We start from the raw sequence: 22171 nt of genomic DNA on the forward strand, positions 1-22171 counted from the left end.
TTTAAAAAGCAATATTTTCCGACATCAGCATTAGAAAAACTAACACCATGACACTCTCCCTGCCGCCGTTGAAGGCGCTCAAAGTGTTCGAAGCGGCCGCCCGCACGCGCAGCCTGACGATTGCCGCGCACGAATTGCACATCACGCACAGCGCGGTCAGCCAGCAGATAAAATTGCTCGAAGAACATTTCGGCCAGCCCTTGTTCATCCGACTGCCGCGTGGCGTGGAAGCAACGGAAGCGGCGCAATTGTTTTACACGGAGGTGCGCGCCAGCCTGGACCGCATCGCCATGGCCGCGGAGCAACTGACGCTGACCGGCAAGAACCGCATCGTGCGCGTGGTCACCGCGCCATCGGTGGCAATGCGCTGGCTGATCCCGCGCCTGTCGCAATTCCAGATCGACAACCCGCGCATCGAAGTGCGCGTGACGACGACGGTGTCGGAGAATTTCGAAGACGTCAAGGATCCCTTCGACGTGGTGCTGTGGCGCAGCCCGCTGGAGCGCAGCGGCTTTGAATGCGTGCGCTTCCTGGACGACGTGTCGGCGCCGCTGGCGTCGCCGCACTATCTGGAATTGCATCCGATCAACAAGCCGCAGGATTTGTTGCAGGCTTCGCTGATCCATCTGAGCGTGCGTGCGGACGCATGGCAGCAGTGGCTGATCAAGGCCGGCGTGCCGGTAAAGAAAAAATTGCCGGGGACCAGTTACGAGCACTTCTTCCTGAGCTTGCAGGCGGCATCGACCGATCTGGGAATTGCGATGGGATCGCTGGCGCTGGTGGACGACGACTTGGCGCATGGCCGCCTGCGCCAGCTATTTCCGGAGGTAGTGTTGCACGGCCAGGGCTTCCATATGCTGCACCGGACCGGCGAAACCAATGGCAATGCGCTGAAGACCTTCATCGCGTGGCTGATGCAGATGGGACAGGCATCAGCCTATGATCCGAACAAGATTTATTCGACCGATTCCAGTATGTGAACGGCGCGCGCGGCGATCAGGTCTTTCGACTTGCCGCGATAGTCGAGCATGTGCGGCTGGGTGAAGTGGACCTTGAGCGCTTCGGCGCTCTCCCATTTTTCGACGAAAGCGAAAGTGTCGGGACCTAACTCAGCCTGCGCTCCGCCGAAACCGGGGACGTCGACGACCGGACCGTAATCGATGCAGCCTTGCTCGGCGCGCACGGCAGCGAGATTGGCGCGCACCAGCTTGAGCAACTCTTCGCGCTTGCCCGGTTTGGCGGTAATGATTGCGACTACGTGGACCACGTTGTCATCTCCTCTTTGGGGTTATGGGAAGCGACAAGCATACGCGAAGTTGGCGATACGTGACTGCGCCCTCTTTGCGCACCATCATTGATGTCCATTCAGCTCAACCCCGTTCAGTTCAGTTTGAGTTGCGCCAGCAGTTGTTCGATGTTGTAACGCATCAGCTTCAGATAAGTCGGCGCCGGACCGTCGGCTTGCGACAAGGCATCGGCATACAGCTTGCCGCCCAGCGTGACGCCGGCTTCCTTGCTGATCTGTTGCAGCAGCTTGGGGCTGCTCATGTTTTCGATGAAGACGGCGCGGATCTTTTCCTGGCGGATCTGGCGGATCAGATTGGCGACCTCTTTCGCGCTCGGCTCGCTGTCGGTCGACACGCCTTGCGGCGCGAGGAAGCGGACCTGGTAATGCGCGCCGAAATATTCGAAGGCGTCATGCGAGGTGATCACCTTGCGCTTGACGTCGGGAAACTGCGCAAACTGTTGCATGGCCCATCGATCCAGTTCGTTGAGTTTGGCGATGTAGGTCTCGCCGTTCTTTCGATAAACCGTGGCGCCGGACGGATCGAGTTTGCTCAGCGCGGCGACGATGTTGCGCGTGTAGACGACGACATTGGCCGGATTCTGCCAGGCGTGCGGGTCGTTCTTGCCATGGTGATGAGCATCGTCGTGTCCGGCATGGTCGTCATGCTCATCGCCGACACGATCGCGCACCGCGATGCCGTTGGAGGCAACCACGATATCGCCGCGATAATTGGCCGACTGCACTACACGCTCCATCCAGCCTTCGAAGCCAAGACCATTGATCACTACCAGTTTGGCGTGCGCCACCGATTTGATATGGTCGGGCGCCGGCTGGAACACGTGCGCGTCCTGATCAGGACCGACCAGCGTAGTCACGGCGATGCGATCGCCGCCGACATTGGCGACGATGTCGCCGAGGATGCTGAAGCTGGCGACCACCGGCAACCGGGCATCTGCTGCGGACGCCGCCTGCGCGGCCAGCATGGCTGTGATCAATAAAATCTGGCGAAACAGTTTCACGACGACTCCCAAAAGAAATCAAAAATAAGAGTTGCTGACAAAACGCTAAGCGCGCAGATGCGGCCGGCGCAGCATACGCGGCAACCAGCCGCGCGGCGCAAAGACCAGCGACAGGAAATAGAACGCGCCGGCACACACGATAATCACCGGACCGGACGGCACCGACGCGTAATACGACAGCATCAGCCCGGCATAGCCTGCGGCGGCGGCCTGCACGGTGCTGTTGACCAGTTGCGCCGGCAAGGTGTCGTGCCACAGCCGCGCCGACACCGCCGGCAGCATCATCAGACCAACCGCCATCAGTGTGCCCAGGGTCTGAAACGATGCCACCAGGTTCAGCACCACCAGCATCAGGAACGATTGTTGATAGAGCGTATTGCGTCCGCCGCTGGCGGCCAGGTAGGACGGGTCGAAACTTTCCAGCAGCAGGCCGCGATACAAACCCGCCATCAGCAACACGCTCACGCTCGACACCCCGGCCACCAGCATCAAGCCTTCGGTATCGACGCCGAGCACATTGCCGAACAGGATGTGCAGCAAGTCGAGCTGGGTGCCGTGACCAGAAATCATGATCACGCCGAGCGCCAGCGCCACGACATAGATGGCGGCAAGACTGGCATCTTCCTTGAGCTCGGTATGGCGGCTGATCCAGCCCGCCAGCGCCACCACGATCACACCGGCAAGAAAGCCGCCGATGCTCAGCGCCGGCAGCGACAGGCCGAAGAAAATAAAACCGGCGGCCACACCCGGTAACACGGCATGGCTCAAGGCTTCGCCGAACAGGCTCATGCGGCGCAACGTCAGCATCACGCCCAGCGGCGCGCTGGAGAGCGCCAATGCCAACGTCGCCACCAACGCGCGGCGCATGAAGGCGAACTCCTGGAACGGCGCAATCGTGAATTGATAAACCTCATGGAGCAAGGTCATTGCGATGCGCTCCCGTCATCCGCCGCATCGACCGCACACAGCGGCGCATGCTCGTCGACCGCTTCCGCCATGGAACGGGCGCGATGCAGGTTTTCATGGCACAGCACCTGTTCAGTCTCGCCCCAGGCCACGACATTGCGCGCCAGCAGCAGCGACTGCGGAAATGCCCGGCGCACCTGGTCGTAGTCGTGCAAAACCGCGATGACCGTGCGCTGTTCGGCATGCCACGACTGGATGATGCGCAGCAGATCGCTGGTGGTTTTGGTGTCGATGGCGTTGAAAGGCTCGTCCAGCAGGATCAGTTCGGCGTCCTGCAACAGGATGCGCGCAAACAGCACGCGCTGGAATTGCCCCACCGACAGACTGGCGATCGCACGCTGCGCGAAGCCGTCCAGGCCGACCGCCGCCAGCGCCTGTTCGGCGCGCTGCATCATGTCGCGGCTCATGCGGCGAAACAGTCCGGCGCGCGACCAGTAACCGAGCAAGACGCAATCCAGCACCGAAATCGGAAAGCTGCGATCGATTTCCGCCTGTTGCGGCAGATAGGCGATGCGTCCGGCAGGGGCATGCGTGACGACGCGGCCGCTATTGCAACGCACCTGCCCCATGATGGTTTTCAGCAAGGTGCTCTTGCCGGCGCCGTTGGGGCCGACGATCGCTGTCAGCGAGCCGCGCGCGAAATCGCCGCTGATGTGATGCAAGGCCGGATGGCGCCGGTAAGTGACGGTGAGGTTTTCGAGAGAAATGGCGACGGGCATGTTCAATCTACTCCCAGTGCCCATATCACGCCGAGCCAGAGCAGCAGGCACACGGGCGCAACCAGCAGCACACGCTGCCACCAGGGCAGCGCAAGCACGCTGGTTTGTTGAAAGAGGCGGAAAAACATAGATGAAGGAATATTCTTGTCAATCGATTTGCCGCGCCGAAACCGGATACAGCCCGACCGCGCGCAGTTACAAATCAGTTTGCAACCGAGTTGCGAAACTGGAATTATAATGCAACATTGTTGCAAGATGTGACAAAGCTCCAATAAATCCTTCAACCCAGTCATCATGCTGCCCGGGACTTTCCTTTCGAATATCCCTGCGCCGCCAACCTGAAGAAAGATCGCGCCCATGAATTCCCGTCAAATCATTGCCACCATCCTCGGATCGTCCCTGCTGCTCTCCTCCGCGCTCGCCCTGGCGCACGAAGCCCATGTGCACGGTGTCGGCAAGCTCGACGTCGCGCTCGACGGCAAGACGCTGTCGCTGCACCTGGACTCGCCGCTGGTCAACCTGATCGGCTTCGAACATGCCGCCAAAAGCGCCAAGGACAAACAAGCCGCGCAAGACATGGCGAAAACCTTGCGCAATGCCGCTGCAGTGTTCGTCTCCAGCCCGTCAGCAGAATGCAAGCTCAGTGAGGTCAAATTGAACTCTGCCGCGATCGAACCGGCGCTGCTCGGCGAAACCACCGCCGGCAAACCGGCCGGCCGCGAAGATCATGACGGCCACGCCGACCTCGACGCCGATTTCGTCTTCCAGTGCGCCCAACCGGAACGTCTGCAAAAAATCGACGTCAAGCTGTTCGATGCCTTCAAAGGATTCAACAGCATCGATGTGCAACTGGTGACGGGCAAGCGCCAGGGCGCGGCGAAACTGACGCCGGGTGCGGCCAGTCTCGCCATCCAATAACTATTTTCAACAACCGAACATGAGCGACGCCGCCATCGCATTGCGCAATATCTCCTTCACCTGGCCCGGCCAGAAAACGCCGACGCTGGCGCTGGACAGCTTCGACGTGCAAGCACGCGAACAAGTTTTTGTCAGCGGCCCCAGCGGCAGCGGCAAAAGCACGCTGCTGGCGCTGATCGGCGGCATCGCCAATGCGCAGGCCGGCACCGTCGCCATCCTCGGCCAGTCGCTGGACAGTTTGCCGGCGTCGCGGCGCGACCGCTTTCGCGTCGATCACATCGGTTTCATCTTCCAACAGTTCAATCTGATTCCCTACCTGTCGATCCTGGACAATGTGCTGCTGCCCTGCCAGTTCTCGGCCTATCGCCGCGAACGCGCGCTGGCGCAGGGACATGATCTGCGCGCAGCGGCGCAATCGCTGTTGCGCAGCCTCGACCTGGCGCCCGACTTGTGGACGCGCGCCGTCACGCAATTGTCGATCGGCCAGCAGCAACGCGTGGCCGCCGCGCGCGCGCTGATCGGCCGGCCGGAAATCGTGGTTGCCGATGAACCCACTTCGGCGCTCGATAGCGACCGCCAGCAAGCCTTCCTCGACCTGATCCAGCATGAGTGCGAACAAGCCGGTGCCAGCCTGGTATTCGTCAGCCACGACCAGCGTCTGGCGGAACGTTTTCACCGCCGCATCGCGTTGAACGACATCAATCGCTGCGCGCAGGTGGAGGAGTCGGCATGAGCTTCCTGTTCCGACTTGCCGCGCGCAGCGCGTGGAACCGCCGCTTCACGCTCGGCTTGATGCTGCTGGCGATTGCGCTGTCAAGCGCCATGCTGCTGGGCATCGAACGCGTGCGCCACGATGTGCGCGAGGGCTTTTCGCAGTCGGTGTCGGGCACGGACCTGGTGGTCGGCGCGCGCACCAGCCCGGTCCAGTTGATGCTGTATGCGATCTTCCGTATCGGCGGCGCCACCAATAACATGGGTTGGGACAGCGCGCAGAAACTGGCGAAAAATCCTGCCGTGGCGTGGACCATTCCGCTGTCGCTGGGCGATTCGCATCGCGGCTTCCCGGTGCTGGCGACCAACGGCAATTATTTTGAACACTTCCATTACGGCGACGGCCAGGCGCTGCGCCTGAGCGAAGGCCGCGTCTTCGGCAGCGTATTCGAAACCGTGATCGGCGCCGAAGTGGCGCAACGCCTGCATTACAAACTCGGCGACCGTATCGTGCTGAGCCACGGCATGGGCAGCCTGCACCTGACCGATCACGCCGACAAGCCGTTCACGGTGACCGGCATCCTGGCGCGCACTGGCACGCCGGTCGACCGCACCGTGCATATCGGGCTCGATGCGATGGAAGCGATCCATCTCGATTGGGAAGGCGGCGCACCGATGCCCGGCCTGTCGATTGCACCGGCGCTGGTCAAGAAATTCGATCTCACGCCGAAGACGGTCACCGCCGTACTGGTCGGCCTGAAGAACCGCGCCGCCGTGTTCGGCGTGCAGCGCGACATCGCCGACGATACCAGCGAACCGCTGATGGCGGTGCTGCCCGGCGTCGCGCTGGACGAATTGTGGCAAGTGGTCGGCGTCGGCGAAAACGCCCTGCTGCTAGTGTCCGGCATGGTGGTCATCGTCGGCCTGGCCGGGCTGGTGTCGGCCATTCTCGCCAGCCTCGGCGAACGGCGACGCGAGCTGGCGGTGCTGCGCTCGGTCGGCGCGCGCCCCGGCGACATTTTCCTGCTGCTGGCGCTGGAAGGCCTTGCCGTGATGCTGGCCGGCGTGGTGCTGGGCGTGGTCTTGCTGACGCTGGCGCTGTTCGCGCTCGGCCCCTTCCTGAGCGCGCAATTTGGCGTAACATTGCATCCAGCCTTGCCTGCCGCCGGCGAATTGCAGTTGTTGCTGTGGACCATCGCCGCCGGCTTCGTCGCCAGCCTGTTGCCGGGCTTGCGCGCTTACCGGCTCAGCCTGGCCGACGGCCTCACCCCTCGGATCTGACATCATGAAAAGCATTACCTGGATAGGCGGCATCGTTGCCGCGGGACTACTGGTCGGTTACTCGGTGCATCTCGCGGCGACGCCGAATGCACCCAAAGCGGCGCGGGTCGTAGCGGCATCGACGACTGCGGCCGCACCTTATTCCGACAACGCGCAATACAAGGTCGGCGACCATTTGCAGCCTGGGCCCGACTTGGCAAGCACGCCTTACAAACCGTCGGGCAAGACTGAAGGCGGCTTCCGCGAAATCGCCTGGGAATCACTGATTCCCAAGAACTGGGACGCCATGGCGCCGTTCAAGGGACTGAAGCTGGACCAGATGCAAGACGGCGACCCGCGCGCCATGGAAGCGCTGTGGAAAGCCAAGAAATACTGGAAGAACGCGCCGATCGACCCCAGCATGGACGGCGCATCGATACGCATCCCCGGCTTCGTGGTGTCGCTGGAACGCGAGGGCGAGGCATTGAAGGAATTCCTGCTGGTGCCCTACTTCGGCGCATGCATCCACGTGCCGCCGCCGCCAGCCAACCAAATCATCCACGTGCACAGCAGCAAGGCCGTCAAGAACATTCGCACCATGGATGCCGTGTGGATCAATGGCGTGCTCAAGGTCGAGCATTCGGACACGATGATGGGCACCGCCGGCTACAGCATGAAGTCGGTGAAAGTCGAACCGTACACGGATCAGGCGACGCAAGGGGGTTAAGAGCCAAGAGCAGTTAGCAAAACGCCGTCGGCGGCGTTGCTTCTGCTTGCCGAACGTTCGGCCAGTCTGCGTCGGCGCGCCTTGCCATCGAGGTCTTGTCAGCAGATCCCGGCGAGGATTGCACGCCGCAGATTTATCGAGAAGTTATCCACACATTTTGGGTGCAAGCCTGTGGATAAACACTTGAGAAGTGAATTAAGTCATTGATAACAAGAGAATTTTCATTCTTTTGTCATTCTTGTGCAAATCGATTGCAAGGACGCACCCCGCGCCGCCGGGCTGGATCACCAGCAGGGAGGATGGCAGCTTCCACTACGTGTGCGTACAGCCGGGTTATAACGCCACTATCCGGCATTGGCGACTCAAGCATGCTGCTGTTTTCCTGACGCTAAACCTGATGAGGAAAAAAAACCTGCGATACTTGCATATCGCAGGTGAATCTAAAGCAAGTTTAGAGGAGACGAACAGATTTTATCGAATGCGTGTGACGACTTCATGACACCTGAAACCGTTTCGAAAACTGCTTCGTACACATCCGAATCCTGCGGCAAACGTCATGAAATATCTGCCACTGTCATCGGCAAGTCACAAAGCCGGATTATCCTTTCAATTCTTTCGCGATACATGCAACCGATATGCATGATTGCACGGTGTGCCGGGCCAACCGTCCGGCGCACCACTCCCCGAATTCCCTCTTCCGCTTCCGTTTGCAGTCACCACGCTCCGGTTACCTGCAAGCGGCTCAGTCTGATCTTCGTGCCTTCGCCCTCGGCGTTCTGCATCACGAGATCGCTGCCCAATTCCTTCGGCGGCTTCTGGTACCACTCCATGCACACCTGCGACAAATTGCTCAACGCCGGCTTGTTCGTAAACTGCTGCAGCAACTCCCGTGTCAGCGCCAGATTCGGCTCAAGCCTGAAATCGCCGAGCGCCTTGAGCGCGTCCGGCGACGCCGACATGCGCGTCAAATCCTTCTGGAACATCTGCCTCGGCACCGCGATCGGATGCCCCGCAGCAGCCAGCAACTCCTGAAACACCGGCGCCATGAAGTCCAATGCATAACCTTCGCATTGCACCCAGCAATGAAACGCATCGCTGTTGCTGTCGACCTTGTCGCCATCCAGCGTGCCGAACGACAAGGCGCCGCTGCTATCCGCGCTGACCAGATAGAACGCCGCGCCGGCGACCGGAAAGGCGTTCTTCTTGTAAAACTTCTTCAATATCTGCGCCGCCGTCACGCTGAAGAAAAAACTCGCGGCAGGAATATTGGCGTCGACACTGTCCAGCACGGAATGAATGACGCGAAAAATACGTTGATAGTCCGCAAGCGGAATGAGGGGGCGAATGTTCGATGATTTCATCCGCGCATTTTCTCACATCGCATGCCACACGCGCCTCGTTATGCCTTGTCCTTACCCTGGCCTTCGGCATTGTGTCCGTTCAACAAGCACGAAGAGCAATCGATCTCCTGACGCGCCGAACATGCCGTCAACTCCGGTAACCGCTCGGCAGCGTCCTGCTCCGACGACGGCGCATGCAAGTGCTCGCGCGACATCTTCATCTCGCGCTTGTTCCATTCACAATCGGCGCGGATGAACAAATACATCAGCAGCAGGCAGAACCCGAGATAGATGATGAACATCAAGGCGATATCGCTTGGCACTGTTTCGATGATGAATTGCATACGACCTCCGTTAGCTCAACTATGCAGAGGGTCTGTTGAGGTTGACTACCTCATGCAAACCGTCTTTCCACGGAGATCATCATAATCAGTCGTATGCACCCAATCTATCGGGGGATTCCTTAGGAGAGAACCCGACTGGCGCGTCGGGAAAACATCTGAAGATGGGAAGGAGTCGCACGCGGCCGCGTGCGACGTCAATCAGTGCGACTGCGCGTCGATATCGGCAAGAGATTCCCGGCCGCGCTGGGTAATCTCGAATCCTTCGCCAGCCTCTTTCGCCACGATGTGCCCCTTGCGGCCGAGGAAAATCGCCACGTCGGCGTCGATGGCGACATGCGGATCTGCGTTCAGGCTGCGCAAGGCTTCGATGCAGCGATAGATAAACAGGATCTGCTTGCCCTTTTCTGTCAGCGCCAGTTGCCCGTCGCGCGTGTATTCAAGGAACTTGAGGCCAGTCAGGCGCTTGGTATTGCGCGCCACGCACGCACTCGGGCGACCGCGATGTTCCTTGCGGCTGATCTGACCGAGGGCGTCAAATTCATCTTTGGTCAAATCATTGCTCATTGCTGCTTTCTCCGGTTAGGCGTGATTGACAGGCATCCGGCAAGACGCCTCGGCCGCCATGGTACGCGCGAAATGGTTTTCTGGACAGCTTCCGCATGCCTAAACCCCGGCCCGACTTACCCACAATGTCTGTGAACAACGCTGTGGACAAGCTGTGGGACGTGCCGGCCGAGCCACCCCACGGCTGGTTCGGCAACAGATTGCCTCCCTGGCAGGCAGGCGTCGCGGCGACAGGGTAAAAAAAACCCGCCGCGAAGAAACATCGGGCGGGTTCAATCTCAAAAACATCTTCCAGGAGGTTTATTGAGGAGACGTTTTCACTGTAAATCGAAAGTCTTCTCTGGGAAACGATCAATATCTTATTCGCTTATGCGTTGCAGGCATAAGCTGTTTCCCGGCAGCATGCGCTACGCCTCATCAATCTCAAGCCCACTTCAACCGGATTACATCGGCGGCTTGACGCCATCCTTTTCCACAACGATGCGAGCCGCGTTCCAGTCATCGCCGCCGCGCGTCGCCACAGCGAAGACAGCCAGGCCCGGCTTCACGTCTTGCAAGGTGGCCGGCACAAACGTCACCACCGGAACATCCTTGGGCACCTGGATCTTGATGTCCTTGCCCTGATAAGTGAGATTGAGATCGCGGCCGGCGTTGTCGGAAACAACTGCCGACACGGTCGCATTGGTCATGCTGCTGCCCGGCAGCAAATCCCAGTCATAGTGGCCTTCACCGGCGCCGCGCGCTTCCTCGGGGAAGACCACGACCTCCAGCGCCTGGATGCCGCCATTGGCCGTGGGCTTGCCGGCGGTGCCGATGAAACTTCCCTGTTTGATAGCCGACAGGTCCAGCGACTTGACTGATGAATAGCGCGTACTATCGCTCACATGCAGGGTCAGTTTCTTGCCTTCGCGCGTCAGCACCTCGACGTCGCCGCCGCTTGCCGCGGCGACAGTGCCGCGAATTCTGCTCGGCGCGACATTCTGCGCCTGGGCCAGCAATGGCAAAGCGAATACAGCAACCGTAAACATGGACAGCAACCTGGAGCGGTTCGACATGACGATTCCTTCAATGTGTAGGGGGAAATGAGTCTAGCACCGGCCTGGAAATACTGCTGCGCCCCTCTATGTTTCGTTTTATCGCCATGAGGCGACACGGACGGGAACAATCTCCCAATACGGCCGGGACTGAAAAAAGTGCGATGATCTCCCGGAATAGAGAAGAGACACTCGTATTTACGACTACAAAAAATCAATCAAATATTTACAAATCAAAAAACAACTTTATTTCCTCATATAACGAGATAGTTACCACCATTGACGGCAACAAATATCTTGCATTTCTCGAATTTATTCTATTTTAATGATCTCGAGTTTTTGCAAGAATGTAATCAAGTCACTCGCATCCCTATCCACTCTGTAGTGCCTGAAGCGTCTCCCTTCAGGCAGTCATCACCCAGGCCAGAGATCCCGACTCTGCCTGTCATGGTTTTCGGGGGAGTGACGAGCTTTCCCGGTGCCGATTCCCCTGGCACCGGGTTTTTTTATGTGCATCCGCTAGAAACAAAAAAGCAGCATTCGATGTTTCTATCGAATACTGCTCATTACCTACCCAAGAATTTTCAATTCCGCCCCGCCTCTGCATGCCGTGAACAACAGCGCCAAGGCAGACGTTCGACCATCACCCCAGACGCCAGTTGGAACGATGGCGAGAGCGGGATTTGACGATATGCAATTCATCGTTGGCCGCATGCAACGGCGTGCGTCGGAAGACGTTCCTGCCGGCATTCGTGAGATTAAAAGCGCCGCCCAGATTGGGAATTCCCAGTCCTTTGCTGATCACGCTTTGCACTACTCGACGAGGAATGACGCGAAAATCGCCTTTGAACACGCTATACATCCAGCGTAATTCTTCACCAGTCAATTCAACATTATTCTCGCTAGCCTTCATGGTTTCCTCGCGGAAATAAAACCGATGCTAGCACAAACAAAAAAATCGCGTACGCATCTGAGCGCTTTATCCGGCAAGGAATGCAAGACTATCTCCATGTCATTTCCACAGGTTCTCATTAAAAACCTGCAACCCGGATCCCAGGCGAAAATGGGAGGCCCTGCCAAACCACGGATACCGGCAATTCGAGGCTGCACCGCCCTTGACGATATTTTTTCGGCACGGCAATTTGGCTCCCCCGATCTGCCGCATATTCCTTTCACGACATTAGGCACAAACACCGGGGCATGAGATAAGACATAGGGTAAGAAACGATCGAAGATGCCATCCACCGCGACTTCCTGCTACGAAAAGCGGCCATCCTCTGGTAAGATGTCGCATAACTTTCCGTTATAAAGCGCCTGCCGGTGCACTTTTCACGCCACTTTCACGTACTGACCCATAAAAATGGAAGTTACCGAGACCCCCAGCCCGCTGATGCGTCCTCGCAAAAAGACCCAAAGCCTGTCTCAGGAAGTCGTCAGCGCGATTTCCGAAATGATCTCCAACGGTTCCATCAAGCCGGGCGAAAAGCTGCCCACAGAGTCCGAGATCATGCTGACCCAAGGCGTGAGCCGCACCGTGGTGCGCGAAGCGATCTCCCGCCTGCAAGCGGCCGGACTGGTGGAAACGCGGCACGGCATCGGCACCTTTGTACTGGAAGCGCAAAAAGCCGGCAACATCAACATTGACCCGGCCACCATCACGACGATGAAAGACCTGCTGGCGCTGCTGGAACTGCGCATCAGCCTGGAAACCGAAACCGCCGGCCTGGCCGCCGCGCGCCGCACCGATGAGCAATTGCTGGAAATCCGCCAGGCGCTGGATGCCTTCCATGACAACCTGCAAAAAGGCAGCGACACTGTCGGTCCCGATTTCCGCTTCCATTTCCAGATCGCCAACGCCACCGGCAACCGCTATTTCATCGAAATCATCAGCCACCTCGGCGTCGGCGTGATCCCGCGCAAACGCCTCAACACCGCTGAGTTGGCACGCGATCCGCAGGCCAGCTACCTCGACCGTGTGCAGCGTGAGCACGAAGACATTTACGAAGCCATCGCCCGCCGCGATACCGAAGCCGCCCGCGCGGCCATGCGCAACCACCTGACCAACAGCCGCGAGCGCCTGCGCCGCGCCCAGGAAGCCGCCGAATCGGCCGCCGGCGCGCAACGGCAGCACAAAGCGCCGGACGCCTCGGACAACTAAGCAGACAACACCCAACACAGGTCGACAGCAAAAACTGCTGGCTTTCCCTCAACACATGTTGTACGATGACTGATGTCTTAATACCGAATTTGACCTCAAGCGCCTGTGAACGTTCGGACACTGCGCGCTGCGGCACTTTTCCAACTTCATTACTGGCGCCTACGATATATGTACACACCTCAAGACCTGAAACAAATCCTCTCCTCCGGCCTGCTCTCCTTCCCGCTGACCGACTTCGACGAGCAAGGCAATTTCCGTCCGAAGACCTATATCGAGCGCCTGGAGTGGCTGGCCCCCTACGGCGCCAGCGCGCTGTTCGCGGCCGGCGGCACAGGTGAGTTCTTCTCGCTGGTGCCGGACGAATACCCGGACATCATCCGCACCGCCGTGGAAACCTGCAAAGGCAAGGTGCCCATCATCGCCGGCGCCGGCGGCGCCACCCGTGCAGCCATCGCCTATGCGCAGGAAGCCGAACGCCTGGGCGCGCACGGCATCCTGCTCATGCCCCATTACCTGACCGAAGCCAGCCAGGACGGCATCGCCGAACACGTCGAAGCCGTCTGCAAATCGGTCAAGTTCGGCGTCATCGTCTACAACCGCGGCGTCTGCAGGCTCAATGCCGACATGCTGGAACGCCTGGCCGAACGCTGCCCCAACCTGATCGGCTTCAAGGACGGCGTCGGCGAAATCGAAGCGATGGTCACCGTCCGCCGCCGCCTCGGCGATCGCTTCGCCTACCTCGGCGGCCTGCCTACCGCGGAAGTCTATGCGGCCGCCTACAAGGCGCTGGGCGTGCCGGTCTACTCGTCGGCCGTGTTCAACTTCATCCCCAAGACCGCGATGGACTTCTACCATGCGATCGCCCGGGAAGACCACGCCGCCGTCGGCAAGCTGATCGATGAGTTCTTCCTGCCTTACCTTGCCATCCGGAACCGCAAGGCCGGTTATGCAGTCAGTATCGTCAAGGCCGGCGCCCGTGTCGTCGGCCACGACGCAGGTCCGGTGCGCACGCCGCTGACCGCTTGCACGGAAGCGGAACACGAAGAACTGGCTGCGCTGATCAAGCGCCTCGGCCCGCAGTAAGTAGCCGCATTAAAGCTGCAATGAGCAACTGATTCAAGTTGTCCGATCAGAAGTAAACAATCCCTCGACTGACCGCCGGCATGTTCCCGCGGTCAGTTTTGGCTTCCACCTCCAGGAGAATACGATGACCCAATTTGCGAACTACATCAACGGCGAATGGCTGCAAGGCGCCAGCGTCAACAAGAACGTCAACCCGTCCGACCTCTCCGACATCATCGGCGAATACGCTCAGGCTGACGCCGCCCAGGCCGATATCGCCATCGCCGCCGCCCACGCCGCCTTCCCGGCCTGGAGTACAGGCAACATCCAGGCGCGTTCCGACGCGCTCGACAAGATCGGCAGCGAAATCCTGGCGCGCAAGGAAGAGCTCGGCCGCCTGCTCTCGCGCGAAGAAGGCAAGACGCTTGCGGAAGGCATCGGCGAAGCCGGCCGCGCCGGCAACATCTTCAAATTCTTCGCCGCCGAAGTGCTGCGCATCCAGGGCCAGAAACTGGCCTCCGTACGTCCCGGCATGGATATCGAAATCACACGCGAACCGGTCGGCGTGGTCGGCATCATCGCACCGTGGAATTTCCCGATGGCGATCCCGGCCTGGAAGATCGCCCCCGCGCTGGCCTACGGCAACACCGTCGTGTTCAAGCCGGCCGAACTGGTGCCGGGCAGCGCCTGGGCGATTGCCGACATCATCAGCCGTTCCGGCATCCCGGCCGGCGTGTTCAACCTGGTCATGGGCCGCGGCTCGGTGGTCGGCCAGCGCTTCATCGACGACCGCCGCGTCACCGCCCTCACCTTCACCGGCTCGGTCGCGACCGGCAACCGCGTGGCGCAGGGCTGCATCGCGCGCATGGCGAAGTTCCAGCTTGAAATGGGCGGCAAGAATCCGCTGGTCGTCCTCAACGACGCCGACCTCAACGTCGCCGTCACGGCCGCAGTGCAAGGCGCGTTCTTCTCGACCGGCCAACGCTGCACGGCGTCGAGTCGCATCATCGTCGAAAAGGATATTTACCCGCGCTTCGTCGAAGCGGTCCGCAATCAATTGGCCGGCCTCAAGATCGACAACGCATTGAACAAGGACACCCACATCGGCCCGGTCGTCGACCAGTCGCAACTGGACCAGAACCTGTCGTACATTGAAATCGGCAAACAGGAAGGAGCGCGCCTGGCCTTCGGCGGCGAGCGCGTCAAGCGCGACACCGACGGTTTCTACATGACGCCCGCATTGTTCGCCGACTGCGGCAACGACATGCGCATCTCGCGCGAAGAAATCTTCGGACCGGTCGCCTCGGTGATCCCGGCCGACAACTATGAACACGCGCTGCAACTGGCCAACGACACCGAATTCGGCCTGTCGTCGGGCATCTGCACCACTTCGCTGAAGTACGCCACCCACTTCAAGCGGCATGCGCAAGCCGGCATGGTGATGGTCAACACGGCAACCGCCGGCGTCGACTACCACGTACCGTTCGGCGGCCGCAAGGCGTCGAGCTACGGTCCGCGCGAACAGGGCGCATACGCAGCCGAGTTCTACACCATCGTCAAAACCGCCTACACCGCCGCCTGATCGCCCACAGGCAAGATCGAGAACCCTGCCTCACCAGGTATCCACAGCCGCCGGCAACGGCGGTTTCCGGCGCCGGAGCGTATGTTCCGGCGCTTTTTTTTTATGGCTGACGAAAAGTGCCGGCAATAATGCCGTCCAGTCAAGCCTCGTCCTATCTATTTGCAGTCGTCCGAGTTAACGCTGCGCTCCAGTATCGTGAAGGCAATTGATACGACACTGGGTCCTGACGTGCGTCAGGACGACAATGATGCGGAATTGGCCGTCAGAACTGCTCCCAATCGCCGTCCGAACTGGGCGCAGGCGGCAGGTTCAGCGCCGGCTTTGGCGCTGCTGCAACCGTGGCGGCGGCCGGCCTGGACAGAACCGGTTTTGCCGGTGCATTCGCGACCGCGGCGGCGTTCGACGTTGGTGCCGGACGTGCGGTGGGGCTTGCCGCATGCTTGCCATCGATCCTGAAAATGCTGACCGCCTCGGCCAGCGTCTCCGCCTGCGTCTGCAGGGATTGCGCCGCAGCGGCAGCTTCTTCCACCAGCGCGGCGTTCTGCTGCGTGACTTCGTCCATCTGCGCGATGGCGAGATTGACCTGGCCGATGCCTTCGCTCTGTTCGAGGCTGGCCGAACTGATCTCGCCGACGATGTCGGTGACGCGGCGCACGCTGTCGACCACTTCACGCATGGTCATGCCGGCATGCTCGACCAGGCGGCTGCCGGAATCGACCTTGTCCACCGAGTCGGTAATAAGTCCCTTGATTTCCTTGGCGGCGGCGGCGCTGCGCTGCGCCAGGCTGCGCACTTCGCTTGCCACCACCGCGAAACCGCGGCCTTGTTCGCCGGCGCGCGCAGCTTCCACCGCCGCGTTCAGCGCCAGGATGTTGGTCTGGAATGCGATGCCGTCAATCACGCTGATGATGTCGACGATCTTCTTCGACGATTCATTGATGGCGTTCATGGTGTCGACTACCTGCGCGACCACCTCGCCGCCCTTGATCGCAGTCTCCGACGCCGAGTGCGCAAGCTGGTTGGCTTGCTGCGCGTTCTCAGCGTTTTGTTTGACGGTGCCGGTCAGTTGCTCCATGGAGGCCGCGGTTTCTTCCAGCGAGCTGGCCTGGGTCTCGGTGCGCGACGACAAATCCAGATTGCCGGAAGCGATTTCCTGCGCGCCGGTATTGATCACCTCGGTACTGCCGCGCACACGCGACACCGTATTGAGCAGGCTCTGCTGCATGCTGCGGATGGCCGAAAACAGGCGGCCGATTTCATTGCGGCCGGGTTCTGCGATCTTCATCGTCAGGTCGCCGTTGGCCACCTGGTCCAGCAAGGCCACGGCCCGATTCAACGGCGCCAGCACAATGCTGCGCAGCAAGAAATGCACTCCCAGCACCAGGATCAAGGCTGCGATCAGGCCCACGACCACCAGCCAGACCACCATGTTGTATTCACGATCGCGCTCGCCGACAATGCCTTCGCCGATGTCATTGACCAGCTTCTGGAATTTCTCCAACTGAGCGGAAAAGTTGGCGCCCTTGGCCGTGATGTCGCGACCGTTGATCTCGGCATACGCGGCCGTGTCGTTATTGCGCAAGGCATCGGCGGCCTTCTTCAGCGCATCCGACAGTTGCCGGCCGGCATCGACCAGATCGGCCTTGAGTTTGTCATCCTGTCCCTTGAACGACGGCGCCTTGTCGAAGTCCTCCAGCAGCTTCAACGTGCGCTCGGAACTGGTCTGGGCGCTTTTCAACGCGGAATTCTTGACGTCCTGATCGTTCTGCTCTTTCAGCACGCTGTAGGCGCGCGTCAGCGCAGCACGCGTGCGCGTGCTGTCCTTATAGGCGTCGTTGATGATCAGCGCGCGCGAGTAGACCTCATGCACCATCACGGTGGACTGGTTAGCGCGGCCCAGCGCGAAGACGCCGACGCCGGCGCCGAATACGATCATGGCGGCGAACAAGGTCAACGCCCCCATCAGGCTAAAACGAACGGTGATATTCCGCATTCCCTACTCCTATTATTCTGTCAGTTCCATCGCACAATACGCACAACACGTACATGATGCAGCAGATGGTTCAACTCTTATATGGTCCGGCACCAGCAGCGTACAGCCGCCATCTTAGAGCAAGGCTGAAATGGCAGCGTGCTTTTTCTCACCGTTTTTGAGGAAAATCAATTTCGGCGTTGTCGAATCGACAAATCCGGCGCAGTAACGAAAAATCCCCCGCATGCTGCTGCGAGGGATCTTGACTGCTGCACGGTACCGGCCAGACTTATGGAAACGTAACGATTTCCACCCAGTTCGGGTTCTTGCCCAGCTCGTAATGCTGCAAAGGCTTCAAGGCACCGGTCTTTTGATTGATGGCGTAGCTGGTCATGCCGTTGGATTTTTGTCCGACAGCCAGCAGATACTTGCCTTGCGGGTCAATATTGAAGCCCCGCGGCTGAGTCTCTGTCGCGAAGTTGCCGACAGTGGTCAACTCGCCGGTCTTCACATTGACGCGGTATGCCGTCAAGGTGCTGGTGGTACGTTCAGACGCATACAAGAAGCGGCCGTCCGGCGTCAGATGGATATCCGCCGCAGCCGGCGCATCGCCCTTGAATCCCGGCGGCACGGCGGAGACCGTACCTTTCAGCGTCAGCGTGCCTTGCGCAGCATCGTAGGCGTAAGTGTTCACCGTACCATCGAGCTCGTTGGTCGAAAATACATAACGCAGATTCGGATGGAACACAAAATGGCGCGGACCAGCGCCGGCCTTGGTGGCGACCGAGGGCGGAGTATTCGGTGCAATCTTGCCGGTGGCAGCATCGAACTTGAATTGCAAAATCACGTCGCTGCCCAGATTGGAGACGAACAGAAAATGATTCTTCGGATCGGTCGCAACCGCGTGCGCGTTCTTGCCGGTATTGATGACGCTCACGCCGTCTTGCTGCACCAGACCGGTCACAGAAATGGGATTGATGGAAATCTTATGGCCGGTGTACGACGCCGCCAGCAAGAAACGGCCACTCTTATCGGTCGCGAGATTGGCCATGTTGTCGGCCAGCGGCACCGTCGCCAAGGCTTTCAGCTTGCCGCTTTTCTGATCGACGGCAAAGGTCGTGACCGAATACGGTTCCGAACGCAGCGAAGCATACAGACGGCGATGGTCGGGACTGAACGCCAGCGGCATCACGGTGCCGCCAGTCTGCACCTGCTCGACTGGCGTCACGCTGCCGTCCTTGTTCAATTGCATGACGTAGATGTCCTTGCTGTCGGCGTTGGACACGTACACCATGGTCGCGGCATTTGCGCCGCCGCAAACCGCACCGGCCAACAACGCTGCTGCACCTGCCTTCAGCGCAAAATCCATGACTTCCATGCTTCCTCCTGACAATGAAAAAAGCCTCTGCCTACGTCAAGCAGAGGCTTGTTGGTCTTGTTATGTTTGCTGCACGAACGAAACGTCGACAATCAAGTGATCGGCGCCGGGTTGAACAGCGTCAGCGCATTATGCAGCTTCCACTTCTCGGCCCAGGTCTGCTTGCGGCCGCTGGCCACATCCAGCATCAGCCGGAACAATTCCCAGCCGACGTCTTCGATGGTCGCTTCGCCGCTGGCAATGCGTCCGGCGTTGACGTCCATCAGGTCGTGCCAGCGCCGCGCCAGATCGTTGCGGGTGGCAACCTTGATCACCGGCACGGCGGCCAGGCCGTAAGGCGTACCGCGGCCGGTGGTAAAGACATGCAGGTTCATGCCGGCCGCCAGTTGCAAGGTGCCGCAAACGAAATCGCTGGCCGGCGTGGCGGCATAGATCAGGCCCTTTTGCTTGAGCTTGTCGCCGGGAGCCAGCACGCCGGAAATCGGGCTGCTGCCTGATTTGACAATGGAACCCATGGCTTTCTCGACGATGTTGGCCAGGCCGCCCTTCTTGTTGCCTGGCGTGGTGTTGGCGCTGCGGTCGACGCCGCCTTTTTTCAGGTAATTGTCGTACCAGTCCATCTCGCGAATCATGGCCTGCGCCACTTCCTCGTTGACGGCGCGCGAGGTCAACTGATCGATGCCGTCGCGCACTTCGGTCACTTCCGAGAACATCACCGACGCGCCGGCGCGCACCAGCAGATCGGTGGCGAAACCGACCGCCGGATTGGCGGTCACGCCCGAGAAGGCATCGCTGCCGCCGCATTGCACGCCGACCACCAGGTCCGAGGCCGGGCAAGTCACGCGGCGACGCTTGTCCAGTTCCTGCAGACGCGCTTCGGCCATGTGCAGGATGGAGTCGATCATGGAGTTGAAACCGACATGTTCCGCATCCTGCAGGCAGACCACGTAAGGCTCGCCTTCCTTGTGGATAGGGATGATGCTTTCCGGCAGCAGGCGGTTCGGCTGCAACTTTTCGCAGCCGAGGCTGACCACCATCGCCTGGCCGCCGAAGTTGGGGTTCAGGCTGATGTTGCGCAGCGTGCGGATCGGGATGTCGGCGTTGGGCGCGTCGATGGCAACGCCGCAGCCGTATGTGTGCTCCAGCGCGACCACATCTTCGACGTTGGGATATTTCGGCAGCAACTCCAGGCGGATGCGCTTGACCGCATGTTCGACCACGCCGGCCACGCATTGCACGGTGGTGGTGATCGCCAACAGGTTGCGCGTGCCGACCGAACCGTCGGCGTTGCGGTAGCCTTCGAAGGTATAGCCGTCCAGCGGCACGGAAGCCGAGGCCGGCGCCTTGCGCGTGGCAATCGGCAGGTTGTCGAGCCCGCGCGCCGGCGGCAAGGTCACGACCGATTCCTCGATCCAGCTTCCCTTGGCGATATCGCGCGCGGCGTAGCCGATGGCGACGTCGTAGCGCACGATGGCGTCACCCTGGGCGATGTCGCGCAAGGCGATCTTGTGCCCCTGCGGCACCTGGCTGATCAGCGTCAGCCCGTCCGGGAAAACGGTGCCGGCCGGCAGGCCGCGGTCGTTGACGACGATGGCGACATTGTCGTTCTCGTGCATCAGGATATAGCGCGGCGTGTTGGCATCCGTACCGGTGTATGTTTCTGTACTCATGGCGATTCCCATCTACTGCAAATTGACCGCGAATGGCTTCGGGTTAACGACGTTGCCGCATCATATCGGCTTCAATTCGACGCGCTTGATTTCCTTGACGATCACCAGATAGCTGATCACCGTCACCAGCGCATTGGCGCCGACGAAGACCAGCGCGCCTGCAAAAGAACCGGTCTCCTTCAGGATATAACCGATCACAATCGGCGTGGTGATGCCGGCGATATTGCCGAAGGTGTTGAACAAGCCGCCGGACAGGCCGACGATTTCCTTCGGCGCGGTATCGGCCACCACGGCCCAGCCCAGCGCGCCGATGCCCTTGCCGAAGAAGGCCACGGCCATGATGCCGACCACCAGCCATTGCGCATCGACGTAATTGCACAGGATCATCGTGGTCGACAGCAGCATGCCGCCGACAATAGGAATCTTGCGCGACAACGTGACGCTATGGCCGCGCTTGATCAGGCGGTCCGAAATCAGGCCGCCGACCACCCCGCCGATGAAGCCGCACACCGCGGGGATCGACGCCACGAAGCCAGCCTTGAGGATCGACATGCCGCGCTCCTGCACCAGATACACCGGAAACCAGGTCAGGAAGAAATAAGTGATCGTATTGATGCAGTACTGGCCGATATACACGCCCAGCAGCATGCGGTTGCTTAACAGTTGCTTGATGTAGCCCCACTTGGCCTTGCCTTCGCCGGTGCCGGCTTTCGCCGGCTGCCCGGCCTGATCCATGTCGACCAGGCCGCCGCCCTGCTCGATGTGCTGCAGCTCGGCCTTGTTGATCATCGGGTGATCCTTGGGGCTGTGAATGATCTTGATCCAGACGAAAGCCAGTCCCATGCCGAACACGCCCATCACCGTGAACACATGATGCCAGCCATAGGCATGCGTGATCCAGCCCATCAGCGGCGTGAACAGCACAGCGGCAAAGTATTGGGCGGAATTGAAAATCGCCGAGGCAGTACCGCGCTCCGCGGTCGGAAACCACGACGCCACGATGCGGCCGTTGGCCGGGAACGAGGGCGCTTCCGCCATGCCGACAATGAAACGCAGGAGAAACAGCAAGACCACTGCCGCTGCGGTGCCGAACCAGGTCACGCCGCCTTGCAGCAGCGTGAAGAACGACCACAGGAAGATGCTCAGTGCGTAGATCTTCTTGGAACCGAAACGGTCCAGCAGCCAGCCGCCCGGCAATTGCGCCAGCACATATGCCCAACTGAACGCCGAAAAGATGTAACCCATCATCACCGGATCGAGACCCAGTTCGGCCTTCATCGAGGTGCCTGCGATCGACAGCGTGGCGCGGTCGGCATAATTGACCGTCGTCACCAGGAACAGCATGAACAGGATCAGATAACGGACATGGCTTGCTTTGGCGCTGCTGCTCGCTGCAGCGCCGACTTGATTGACACTCACTGACTATCTCCCGACCGGTACTGCGCTTGAATCCCGGACG

The 22171-nt window shown here is 60.0% G+C and carries 23 protein-coding genes; 9 read left to right on the forward strand and 14 right to left on the reverse strand.

Going from position 1 to position 22171, the window contains the following annotated elements:
• Positions 1-47: 47 nt before the first annotated feature.
• Positions 48-980 carry a LysR substrate-binding domain-containing protein gene (locus tag RV1423_RS03935; RefSeq protein WP_034293408.1) on the forward strand — a complete coding sequence of 311 codons (933 nt, stop codon included), beginning with the start codon at positions 48-50 and terminating at the stop codon, positions 978-980.
• On the opposite strand, the gene RV1423_RS03940 is transcribed toward RV1423_RS03935, so the two are convergent.
• The 5 genes from RV1423_RS03940 to RV1423_RS03960 all read right to left on the reverse strand — a co-directional run bounded on the left by RV1423_RS03940 (position 956) and on the right by RV1423_RS03960 (position 4351).
• Complete coding sequence (locus RV1423_RS03940; protein ID WP_034293410.1) at positions 956-1267, reverse strand: putative quinol monooxygenase; 312 nt, start codon at positions 1265-1267, stop codon at positions 956-958. The two genes, RV1423_RS03935 and RV1423_RS03940, sit on opposite strands and share 25 nt — an antisense overlap.
• 113 nt (positions 1268-1380) lie before the next feature.
• The gene (locus RV1423_RS03945; RefSeq protein WP_034293738.1) at positions 1381-2307 is read right to left on the reverse strand and encodes a metal ABC transporter substrate-binding protein; all 927 of its coding nucleotides are present in this window, start codon (positions 2305-2307) and stop codon (positions 1381-1383) included.
• 45 nt (positions 2308-2352) lie between these two features.
• A complete protein-coding gene (locus RV1423_RS03950; protein WP_034293411.1) occupies positions 2353-3234 on the reverse strand; it encodes a metal ABC transporter permease in 882 nt (293 codons plus the stop codon).
• Positions 3231-3992, reverse strand: coding sequence for a zinc ABC transporter ATP-binding protein AztA (gene aztA, locus RV1423_RS03955; protein ID WP_034293413.1), 762 nt, complete (start codon positions 3990-3992; stop codon positions 3231-3233). Before aztA ends, RV1423_RS03950 begins: the two co-directional genes overlap by 4 nt.
• Before the next feature lie 2 nt (positions 3993-3994).
• On the reverse strand, positions 3995-4351 hold the full coding sequence (locus RV1423_RS03960) for a hypothetical protein (protein WP_034293415.1): 357 nt from the start codon (positions 4349-4351) through the stop codon (positions 3995-3997).
• Here RV1423_RS03960 and RV1423_RS03965 point away from each other — a divergent pair.
• From RV1423_RS03965 to RV1423_RS03980, 4 genes are read left to right on the forward strand one after another with little or no spacing between them, the layout of a single operon-like run.
• Positions 4350-4910 (forward strand): DUF2796 domain-containing protein, encoded by a 561-nt coding sequence (locus tag RV1423_RS03965; RefSeq protein ID WP_034293417.1) that lies wholly within the window; start codon positions 4350-4352, stop codon positions 4908-4910. The genes RV1423_RS03960 and RV1423_RS03965 overlap by 2 nt on opposite strands.
• A gap of 19 nt (positions 4911-4929) precedes the next feature.
• Positions 4930-5643: an ABC transporter ATP-binding protein gene (locus RV1423_RS03970; protein ID WP_034293420.1), complete on the forward strand. Its 714-nt coding sequence runs from the start codon at positions 4930-4932 to the stop codon at positions 5641-5643.
• On the forward strand, positions 5640-6902 hold the full coding sequence (locus RV1423_RS03975; protein ID WP_034293422.1) for an FtsX-like permease family protein: 1263 nt from the start codon (positions 5640-5642) through the stop codon (positions 6900-6902). Before RV1423_RS03970 ends, RV1423_RS03975 begins: the two co-directional genes overlap by 4 nt.
• 4 nt (positions 6903-6906) lie before the next feature.
• A complete protein-coding gene (locus RV1423_RS03980; protein WP_034293424.1) occupies positions 6907-7608 on the forward strand; it encodes a DUF3299 domain-containing protein in 702 nt (233 codons plus the stop codon).
• Positions 7609-8321: 713 nt separating this feature from the next.
• On the opposite strand, the gene RV1423_RS03985 is transcribed toward RV1423_RS03980, so the two are convergent.
• From RV1423_RS03985 to RV1423_RS28910, 5 genes are all read right to left on the reverse strand, one after another.
• Positions 8322-8969, reverse strand: a complete 648-nt coding sequence (locus tag RV1423_RS03985) for a DUF2026 family protein (RefSeq protein ID WP_034293426.1) — start codon at positions 8967-8969, stop codon at positions 8322-8324.
• A 38-nt stretch (positions 8970-9007) separates the two neighbouring features.
• Positions 9008-9292 (reverse strand): hypothetical protein, encoded by a 285-nt coding sequence (locus RV1423_RS03990; protein ID WP_034293428.1) that lies wholly within the window; start codon positions 9290-9292, stop codon positions 9008-9010.
• A gap of 198 nt (positions 9293-9490) precedes the next feature.
• Positions 9491-9856, reverse strand: coding sequence for a hypothetical protein (locus RV1423_RS03995; RefSeq protein WP_034293429.1), 366 nt, complete (start codon positions 9854-9856; stop codon positions 9491-9493).
• Between the two features lie 443 nt (positions 9857-10299).
• The gene (locus RV1423_RS04000; RefSeq protein WP_034293432.1) at positions 10300-10911 is read right to left on the reverse strand and encodes a hypothetical protein; all 612 of its coding nucleotides are present in this window, start codon (positions 10909-10911) and stop codon (positions 10300-10302) included.
• 622 nt (positions 10912-11533) lie between these two features.
• Positions 11534-11803 carry a hypothetical protein gene (locus tag RV1423_RS28910; RefSeq protein ID WP_081768677.1) on the reverse strand — a complete coding sequence of 90 codons (270 nt, stop codon included), beginning with the start codon at positions 11801-11803 and terminating at the stop codon, positions 11534-11536.
• A gap of 24 nt (positions 11804-11827) precedes the next feature.
• On the opposite strand from RV1423_RS28910, the gene RV1423_RS29665 reads away from it, so the two are divergent.
• The 4 genes from RV1423_RS29665 (at position 11828) to RV1423_RS04025 (ending at position 15692) form a co-directional block, all read left to right on the forward strand.
• A complete protein-coding gene (locus RV1423_RS29665) occupies positions 11828-12094 on the forward strand; it encodes a hypothetical protein (protein ID WP_155835017.1) in 267 nt (88 codons plus the stop codon).
• A 156-nt stretch (positions 12095-12250) separates the two neighbouring features.
• Positions 12251-13048 carry a FadR/GntR family transcriptional regulator gene (locus tag RV1423_RS04015; protein WP_034293440.1) on the forward strand — a complete coding sequence of 266 codons (798 nt, stop codon included), beginning with the start codon at positions 12251-12253 and terminating at the stop codon, positions 13046-13048.
• Between the two features lie 168 nt (positions 13049-13216).
• Positions 13217-14131 carry a 5-dehydro-4-deoxyglucarate dehydratase gene (gene kdgD / locus RV1423_RS04020; RefSeq protein WP_034293442.1) on the forward strand — a complete coding sequence of 305 codons (915 nt, stop codon included), beginning with the start codon at positions 13217-13219 and terminating at the stop codon, positions 14129-14131.
• 124 nt (positions 14132-14255) lie between these two features.
• Entirely contained in the window at positions 14256-15692 is a 1437-nt protein-coding gene (locus tag RV1423_RS04025) for an aldehyde dehydrogenase family protein (RefSeq protein WP_034293444.1), read from the forward strand.
• 262 nt (positions 15693-15954) lie between these two features.
• Here RV1423_RS04025 and RV1423_RS04030 read toward each other — a convergent pair whose 3' ends face one another.
• The 4 genes from RV1423_RS04030 to RV1423_RS04045 form a co-directional block, all read right to left on the reverse strand.
• Entirely contained in the window at positions 15955-17685 is a 1731-nt protein-coding gene (locus tag RV1423_RS04030; protein ID WP_034293446.1) for a methyl-accepting chemotaxis protein, read from the reverse strand.
• A gap of 268 nt (positions 17686-17953) precedes the next feature.
• A complete protein-coding gene (locus RV1423_RS04035) occupies positions 17954-19033 on the reverse strand; it encodes a beta-propeller fold lactonase family protein (protein ID WP_231502052.1) in 1080 nt (359 codons plus the stop codon).
• Positions 19034-19134: 101 nt separating this feature from the next.
• Positions 19135-20712 (reverse strand): galactarate dehydratase, encoded by a 1578-nt coding sequence (gene garD / locus RV1423_RS04040; protein ID WP_034293742.1) that lies wholly within the window; start codon positions 20710-20712, stop codon positions 19135-19137.
• 60 nt (positions 20713-20772) lie between these two features.
• Positions 20773-22056, reverse strand: coding sequence for an MFS transporter (locus RV1423_RS04045; RefSeq protein ID WP_231502053.1), 1284 nt, complete (start codon positions 22054-22056; stop codon positions 20773-20775).
• Positions 22057-22171 lie beyond the last annotated feature (115 nt).

Origin of the sequence: Herbaspirillum sp. RV1423, assembly GCF_000577615.1 — a bacterium.
GTDB lineage: Bacteria > Pseudomonadota > Gammaproteobacteria > Burkholderiales > Burkholderiaceae_D > Herbaspirillum.